The following is an 8,466-nucleotide window of genomic DNA, read 5'->3' as shown; positions in this document are numbered from 1 at the left end:
TTCTAATGTCAGATCACGCTATGGCAAACACTTCTCTAATCATAACGTACTCTGATCCTTTCCTTCAGGGCACTACCACAAGACGCGGTTTCAACCGCCGATCGCTCAAAAGGGTTACGTGAAAATGATATCTTGGGTGAGGTTTGTCACACCTCAGTGCGATCGCCCTTTCCTATTTTCTACGCAGTCCTATAAAAAATTAGTATTAATCTATACTTACAAATGCCCGATCTAAAATTATAATGAAAAAAATTGAAAAAGTCCCCAAATTCCTGTAAAATTGCCATAAATAACCAAATAGTCGCGATCGAAAGCACTCAAAGGCGAAAAAGATCGCATATAAAAAAGAAAACAATCAATTAGACAGAAAATAAAGAGGTGAAACCCCTTGCAAAAATTAGCCAGCATAGAAAAGCCGATCGACTCAGGGGAAAAATCCATAGCAGTCAACACCCAAAAGGCTCAAACATTGTACGATCGCGGCAACGCCCTAGAAGCAATGGGACGATTCCAAGCAGCGATCGAATCTTGGGAAGAAGCGATCGAACTTGAACCAAAATTTTATGAAGCCTGGTACAACCAAGGCGTAGCCCTCAAAAAATTGGGCCAGCTAGAAGAAGCGATCGCAGCTTACAACCAATCCCTAAAAATCAAACCAAACAATCCCGAAGCTTGGTATAATCGGGCCAACGTTTTGCGGAAGCTCAACAGACTCTCAGAAGCGATCGCATCCTACGAAAAGGCGATCCAACTCAATCCCAGCTACCCCGAAGCTTGGACGAACCGCGGCAACACCCTCGTCAGCTTAGAAAAATTATCAGAAGCGATAGCCTCCTACGAGAAAGCTATAGCCATCAAACCAGACTACTGCGAAGCTTGGTACAACAAAGCATTTGCCCTGAGAAAATCCGACCAAAATACAGCCGCGATCACCTCCTTCGACAAAGCGATAGAACTTAAACCAAACTTGCATCAAGCCTGGTACAACCGCGGCTTAGCCCTAGCCGATGAAAAACTCTACCCGGAAGCCGTCGCCTCCTACGACAAAACCCTGCAACTGCGGCCGAATTCCGCCGAAGCCTGGAACAAACGCGGCACGGCGATCGCCCAAATGGGAGAATTTGAAGAAGCGATCGCCTCCTGGGACAAAGCTCTCGCACTCAAGCCAAACGACAGCGAAACCTTTTACAACCGCGGCTTAGCCTTGGCCAACTTACAACGCTTTGAAGAAGCAGTCGCCTCTTGGGACAAAACCGTAGAGTTGCAACCAGACAACACGGAAGCCTGGTACAACCGCGCCGTCGCCCTCAAAAAAATTCAACGATTTACCGACGCGATCGCCTCCTACGATAAAATCATCGCGCTCAAACCCGACGATCCAAACCTGTACTATCAAAAAGCTTGCCTTTACGCCCTGGAAAAAGAAGCAGGCGAGCTCACAAACAGCCAGGAACTTGTGGCTAACAGCATCGGGCTGGCGATCGAAAACTTATCCAAGGCGATCGAACTCAATCCGCATAAATACCGGAAATTGTGCAAAAATGACTCTAAATTGCGTACAATACGGGAAGAAGTGCGGTTTTTAGCTTGATTTCAGGGTAGCAATGATTGATGGATACCGATGCCGCACTGCAACCTTTGTAGGCAAAACAGCACCATAAACCCCCATCATGCAAACCCTAGACAAAACTCAAGCCAAATTCGCTCAACTGGCAGCCCACCTGAGAGAAGTTAACGACATCGAATCAGTCTCGTCGCTACTGCATTGGGATCAAGCAACCTATATGCCTGCCAAAGGTGCAAGTGCCAGAGGCCGCCAGTTGGCTACTCTCAAACAAATATCCCACGAAAAATTTACCGATCCAAAAATAGGCGAACTCTTAGAAGACTTGCGTTTCTACGAACAAACCCTCCCCTACGACTCCACCGCAGCCAGCCTGATCCGCATAGCCCGCAGAGACTACGATCGCGCCTCCAGAGTCCCCGCAACCTTCATGTCCGCACTCTGCCGCCACCAAGCCGACAGCTACGAAGCTTGGGCCGCAGCCAGGGCAGCCAACAATTTCGCAGCCGTTGAGCCGTATCTCGAAAAAACCCTAGAATTAAGCAGGCAATACGCTGACTTTTTCCCGGGCTACGAACACATCGCCGATCCTTTGATCGATCGTAGCGACTACGGCATGAAAGTATCTCTGCTGCGCCCGCTTTTCGCCAAACTGCGTCAAGAATTAGTGCCGATAGTCGAAGCCATCACCTCGCAACCACCGGCCGACGACTCCTGCTTGCACCAAGACTTCCCCGAATTCCAACAACTAGAATTCACTCGCAAAGTTGTAGAACGCATGGGGTTTGACTTCCAACGGGGACGGCAAGACACCACCCTGCACCCGTTCATGACCAACTTCTCCATAGACGACGTGCGAATTACCACCCGCGTCTATGAAGACCACCTAGATCAAGCACTGTTCAGCAGCATCCACGAAGCCGGACACGCCCTCTACGAACTCGGAAATTCCCCGGAATTTGAAGGCACGCTTCTGGCAGGCGGGATTTCCTCTGGCGTGCACGAAAGTCAGTCGCGACTTTGGGAAAATTTGGTCGGGCGCAGTCGCGGTTTTTGGGAATGTTTTTACCCGCAACTTCAAGGGGTATTTTTGCGACAGTTGGGACACGTATCCACTGACGCATTTTACCGGGCAATTAACAAAGTCTCGCGATCGCTCATCCGCACCGACGCCGACGAAGTAACCTACAACCTCCATGTCGCTATCCGCTTTGACCTAGAATTGGCAATGGTAGAGGGAAAACTAGCAGTGCGAGATCTCCCCGAAGCCTGGAACGAACGTTATAGAACCGACCTCGGCGTTGTCCCCCCCACCGACAGCGAAGGCGCCATGCAAGATGTTCACTGGTATGTTGGTACGATCGGCGGAATGTTCCAAGGTTACACCCTCGGCAACTTGATGAGCGCTCAATTCTACGAAACAGCAGTAAAAATCAATCCTGAAATTCCCGTAGAAATAGAACGGGGCAATTTTAGCGTACTCCACAACTGGCTCAAACAAAACATCTACCAGCACGGCCGCAAATACACTGCTGTCGAATTGATCGATCGCGTTACAGGTTCACCTTTAACTATCGATCCCTTTATCCGTTACATTCGCCACAAATACGGGGAGTTTTATGTCATTTGAGGGATAGCAAGTTCAGATTGCAGACTTTAAAATTACAAAAAAAGTAGCCGCTTTAAAAAAGGGCGATACTGTTTGAGTATCGCCTAATTTTACAGCGGAAATCAAAAGTCTTAAATAAGGGAGTATGTATGTCTGAACTCTTTCAGGCTGTGATCGCCAGCGACGAAAAAACCGAGTTGCGTCAGTTTGTCAGCGATTTACGCGCTTTGGGAAACAAATATTTACTGCGAAACGACATAGTTAACGCTTTTGCCGCCTACTGCACCAAATACGAAAAGCCTGAACAGTTCCATCAATCTTCTCTTTTAAGCAAACTAATTTACTACGTTCAGGAAATTATTCTCGAAGATGGCAGTCTTTGCGTCCTGCTGCGACCAAAAATTGCTACAATGGAAATAGTGCGAGTTGCAGACGACTTGACTGTTGAGCAGATGACAGTGCAAGAATTGCTCGACGTGCGCGATCGCTTCGTCAACCACTTTCACCCCCAAGAAGGCGACATTCTCGAACTAGATTTCGGCCCTTTTTACGATTATTCCCCCAAAATTCGCGACCCCAAAAACATCGGCAAAGGAGTGCAATTCCTCAACCGCTACCTGTCCAGCAAACTGTTCCAAGACGCCAGACAGTGGCAGGAAACTCTATTTAATTTCTTGCGGATTCACCGCTACAACGGCGTACAATTACTCATTAACGAGCGCATAAAATCCCAAGAACAACTTTCAGAACAAGTCAAAAAAGCCCTCACCTTTGTCAGCGATCTTTCTGAAGAAGAACCCTACGAAAGATTTCGACTGGTGCTGCAAATGATGGGTTTCGAGGCCGGTTGGGGAAATACTGCCGCCCGCGTGCAAGAAACCCTAGAAATTCTTGACGAATTAATTGATTCCCCCGATCCGCAAACCCTAGAAGCATTTATTTCTCGCATCCCAATGATTTTCAAAATCGTCCTAGTTTCTCCTCACGGCTGGTTCGGCCAAGAAGGAGTTTTGGGGAGACCGGATACGGGAGGTCAGGTAGTTTATGTCCTCGATCAAGCCAAGAGTTTAGAGAAACAACTGCAAGAAGACATTCATCTTGCAGGTCTCGATAGTTTAGAAGTCAAACCTAAAGTAATTATTCTCACCCGATTAATTCCTAACAGCGACGGTACGCGCTGCAACCAACGTTTGGAAAAAGTTCACGGCACAGAAAATGCTTGGATTTTGCGGGTTCCATTCCGGGAGTTCAATCCCAAATTGACTCAAAATTGGATTTCTAGATTCGAGATTTGGCCTTATTTGGAAACTTACGCGATCGATGCAGAAAAAGAACTGCTCGCTGAGTTTCAGGGCAAACCAGATTTAATTGTCGGCAACTATTCCGACGGCAACTTGGTAGCGTTTTTGCTGTCTCGAAAACTCAAAACTACTCAGTGCAATATTGCCCATGCCCTGGAAAAATCTAAATATTTGTTTAGCAATCTCTACTGGCAAGAATCAGAGGAAAAGTACCATTTTTCGCTGCAATTTACTGCTGATATAATTGCCATGAATGCAGCTAATTGTATTGTCAGCAGCACCTATCAAGAGATTGTGGGTCAACCCGATAGTGTCGGTCAGTACGAATCTTACCATTGTTTTACGATGCCGGACTTATATCACGTTGTGAACGGGATTGAACTGTTCAGCCCTAAATTTAACGTCGTGCCGCCGGGAGTTAACGAAAGTGTGTACTTTCCCTACACGCGGATCGAAGACCGGGTGCAAGGCGATCGCGATCGGCTCAACGAATTGCTGTTTACTCTAGAAGACCCCGAACAAGTCTTTGGAAAACTAGACGACCCGCAAAAGCGCCCTTTATTTTCGATGGCGCGGCTCGATCGCATTAAAAACCTGACAGGCTTAGCAGAATTGTTCGGAAAAAGCCAGGAACTGCAAGAAAAATGCAACTTAATTCTAGTAGCTGGCAAGCTGCGGGTCGAAGAAACCGAAGACTACGAAGAAGCAGAAGAAATTAAAAAGCTCTACGCAATTATCGACCAATACAACCTTCACGGTAAAATTCGCTGGTTGGGAGTGAGGCTTTCCAAAAGCCTGTCCGGCGAAATCTACCGGGTAATCGCCGACGCCCAAGGTATATTTGTTCAGCCAGCATTATTTGAAGCTTTCGGCTTGACAATTCTCGAAGCAATGATTACCGGCATTCCCACTTTCGGGACGCAGTTTGGCGGCCCGCTGGAAATCATTCAAGATGGTGTAAATGGGTTTTATATCAACCCGACAAACCACCAGAAGACTGCCCAAAAAATTCTCGATTTTTTATCGAAATGCGAACACAATCCCAACTATTGGTATGAAATTTCAACGCGAGGAATTGACCGAGTTTACAGCACCTATACCTGGAAAATTCATACTACCAAGCTGCTGACGCTGGCGCGGACTTACGGTTTCTGGAACTACTCGTCCAAGGAAAACCGCGAAGATATGCTTCGCTACATAGAATCGCTGTTTTATCTGATTTACAAGCCGAAAGCGAAGGCTTTATTGGCAGAACACGCGAACCGATAACTGCCGAGTTTTGCTTTTTATATCAAATCCGTTGGCATCGGAATTATTAATCTCTCTCTTCCCTTTCTCTGTATCCTTTGCGTCAATAGGGGTTAAATAATTCCGATACAACCGAAATTGGTATTACGGAGAGATAGAAGGAAAAAACTTCGCCTTTCACAGATCGACTTTCTACACAATCAGCCTGTAAAGATTTGTGAATGACAGCAGGTTTTGTACCATAAGACTGAGGCTAATATACGTAGTTTATACGAAAATATGGACTTTGGTCACGAAACATCTCGAAATCAACCGGGTTTACTAGGAAGAGTGGGAACTTGCCCCTACTTCAAACACGTAACTTCCAACTCGCAACTTCTGAGTGCTGGTGTGCCTATTGCCGAAATTCTAGAGACCGGGCCAGATATAGCAACCGCGCCAGAAGGTTGAACTTTCTTAAGGGTCCAAACCAATACGGTCTATTACCCCTTTTCTCGGACTTCTTGTTACCCGATCGCGAAGTGAAATGCTCTTGTTCCTTCTTCCTTTGTTATATGTTTCAGAAAGCAGTCCGGGTAATACAATTAGATTTAGAAACATGAAAACAGCGAAACCTTGTCAAACCTCACTAACAGGATGAAATTTATGCGTGTGACTACTGTTACAATTTTCAGCTTGATTGCTCTGCTCGTTCCCGGCTTAACCCGAAAGGCCACTGCTGCTTTCGACTCCGAACCCTTGGTGCAGGAACAGTACCGCAGAGACTTTACTGCTCCCGCCGATCCGGGTGCGTCAGCCTCTGCCGAGGGAAAGTCCCAAGGAGATATGTTTAACAAGCCTTTTTACGCGGGCGAGCAGGCGCCAGTGAAAAAGGAAAAAACTATCTCGGCGGGAGCTGACGGGCCAGAAGTTGCAGCCATACAGCAGCGCTTGCAGGTACACAGTTTCAAGGTAGGGACGATCGACGGTACCTATGGCTCTCGCACTACATCGGCGGTTCGTGCCTTTCAGCAGTCTAAGGGTTTGAACGCAGATGGCATTGTGGATAAAGAAACTTGGACAGCCTTAGCAGCAGATCCGGCATCAGCTTCTGAAACTGTGCAGAGCAATGCTCCAATTCTGAGCAATGCTGCTGTTTCCGGCAATCCTCCAACTCTTCTAAATAAAGGCGCTGTCGGTTCCAAGGTGAAGACGTTACAGGTGCGTTTGGAAATGCAGGGTTACGATCCGGGCCCGATCGACGGTATTTTTGGCGCTCGCACTGCTACGGCTGTCAAGAACTTTCAGAAATTTAAGGGTTTGACGGTTGACGGCATGGTGGACGAAACAACCTGGAAGGCGCTGGGCCAAAAGTAAGCGACGAGTGAAAAATACGGAAAATTGCTGTGGCGATAACTCATGATTGAACCCGGTGTCCAAAAATGACCGGGTTTCTCGATGTTGGGCGATCGAGCAATTTGGTCATAACCCTGCGGATTTATCAGTGGGTCGCTTTCTTCAATCTAAAATCTAAAATCTCAAATCGATTGACCGATCGCTCTGTTGTGTGCTAGAGTAATTGAATGTCTAAATGCGGATATGGCGAAATTGGCAGACGCGCCAGATTTAGGTTCTGGTTCCGAAAGGAGTGAAGGTTCAAGTCCTTTTATCCGCACTACTCTCACAGCTTTGTACATCAATAGTTTCAGGTTTGTTACTGTACAGTAACAAATTATTTTTGACATACTTACCCCTCTCAATAGACGCTGATTCTTGACACTTGACTGACTGACGCTATCGAGCACTATCAACTGCACGATCGAGTATTTCAACGTCAACTACGACTAACCCATAACCATCCTCAGAGAACCGATATTCTCCTCGCTCTAGTGCATCTGCAAAGGTCTCCAGATAAACGCGAAAATTAGGTGCAATCAGCCCTCTAGTAGGCTCCTGCCACTCAACAATAATGACTTGTCCAACATTTCCGCCTGCTGCTGGGGCTAAATTTACGCATTCGCAAGCACCATTGCTTTCCATTGTGAATGGAATCCAATTCTGGTTCCACCAACCGTTCCAGATTCGTTCAAAAATATTTTCACGATCGCACCTAAAATTATCGTCTGAACAATCCTGCCATTTTTCAGATATTTCGATCGCGCTTTCGAGAGAGAGGAACTCCAAGTGGGGGAACAGGGAATAAGATTCTTCATCCTGACCGTTATGCACGCGGTAAGACAGCTTGAAATCTTCGGGAAACTCTACACCAAAAAATGCTTGTGCCCGATAAATCTCCTCATCAGTAGCGCCTGGTTTAAGACTTTTCAGCACTTGAGGTGCATTGGCTGCCAGCCAATTATGAATTCTTTCCCAAATTATTTTCATGAGAAACCTCCGAAGCTAGAAACTCAGTCTATGCGAGAACTGAGAGGAAAGCGAGATAGCGGTTTTAACCGCCTAAAATTCAACCGGGGTGCTGACTTTCTTTGCCCTGCTACTTTTTATCGACTCTAACGAGCGCTGAGGTCATTATAGCAATCCTAACCACGCTCAACTGCTTCAATCTGAACCTTTTTTCCATCTTCTTTCCCCTCCTCTGCGTCCTCTACGGTTCGTTCAATCATTCCTGAATTTAGCTTAATTTTTAGCGACTATGACAACAACTTTCTAATCTATTACGTCAAGGAACATCTAACCCACATTCCGCAGATATTTAAGCAGAGAGAAAGGAAGATAGATTCGGCAACACAAAACCCCCAAACGAT

At 46.6% G+C, this 8,466-nt stretch carries 5 protein-coding genes and 1 tRNA gene; 5 read left to right on the top strand and 1 reads right to left on the bottom strand.

Annotated features, from left to right (window positions below; all coding sequences use genetic code 11):
• The first annotated feature begins 388 nt into the window (after window positions 1-388).
• The 5 genes from QUA53_RS27975 to QUA53_RS27955 all read left to right on the top strand — a co-directional run bounded on the left by QUA53_RS27975 (window position 389) and on the right by QUA53_RS27955 (window position 7,376).
• Complete coding sequence (locus QUA53_RS27975) at window positions 389-1,591, top strand: tetratricopeptide repeat protein (protein WP_333101031.1); 1,203 nt, start codon at window positions 389-391, stop codon at window positions 1,589-1,591.
• A 79-nt stretch (window positions 1,592-1,670) separates the two neighbouring features.
• Window positions 1,671-3,194 (top strand): carboxypeptidase M32, encoded by a 1,524-nt coding sequence (locus tag QUA53_RS27970; protein WP_333101029.1) that lies wholly within the window; start codon window positions 1,671-1,673, stop codon window positions 3,192-3,194.
• Between the two features lie 128 nt (window positions 3,195-3,322).
• Window positions 3,323-5,743 (top strand): sucrose synthase, encoded by a 2,421-nt coding sequence (locus tag QUA53_RS27965; protein WP_333101028.1) that lies wholly within the window; start codon window positions 3,323-3,325, stop codon window positions 5,741-5,743.
• Between the two features lie 624 nt (window positions 5,744-6,367).
• Window positions 6,368-7,078, top strand: coding sequence for a peptidoglycan-binding protein (locus QUA53_RS27960; protein WP_333101027.1), 711 nt, complete (start codon window positions 6,368-6,370; stop codon window positions 7,076-7,078).
• Between the two features lie 216 nt (window positions 7,079-7,294).
• A tRNA-Leu gene (locus QUA53_RS27955) sits at window positions 7,295-7,376 on the top strand.
• 119 nt (window positions 7,377-7,495) lie between these two features.
• Here the strand turns inward: QUA53_RS27955 and QUA53_RS27950 are convergent.
• Window positions 7,496-8,086, bottom strand: a complete 591-nt coding sequence (locus QUA53_RS27950; RefSeq protein ID WP_333101026.1) for an SMI1/KNR4 family protein — start codon at window positions 8,084-8,086, stop codon at window positions 7,496-7,498.
• Window positions 8,087-8,466 lie beyond the last annotated feature (380 nt).

The sequence above is a fragment of the Microcoleus sp. Pol12B3 genome, from assembly GCF_036701355.1.
Classification (GTDB): domain Bacteria; phylum Cyanobacteriota; class Cyanobacteriia; order Cyanobacteriales; family Microcoleaceae; genus Microcoleus.
This window is presented reverse-complemented; position numbering and strand designations above follow the sequence as displayed.

What these genes read in the sequence shown, in the direction of transcription:
- QUA53_RS27970 (WP_333101029.1), top strand. Translation starts at nt 1,671, where the DNA reads ATGCAAACCCTAGACAAAACTCAAGCCAAATTCGCTCAACTGGCAGCC.
- QUA53_RS27965 (WP_333101028.1), top strand. Translation starts at nt 3,323, where the DNA reads ATGTCTGAACTCTTTCAGGCTGTGATCGCCAGCGACGAAAAAACCGAG.
- QUA53_RS27960 (WP_333101027.1), top strand. Translation starts at nt 6,368, where the DNA reads ATGCGTGTGACTACTGTTACAATTTTCAGCTTGATTGCTCTGCTCGTT.
- QUA53_RS27950 (WP_333101026.1), bottom strand. Translation starts at nt 8,086, where the DNA reads ATGAAAATAATTTGGGAAAGAATTCATAATTGGCTGGCAGCCAATGCA.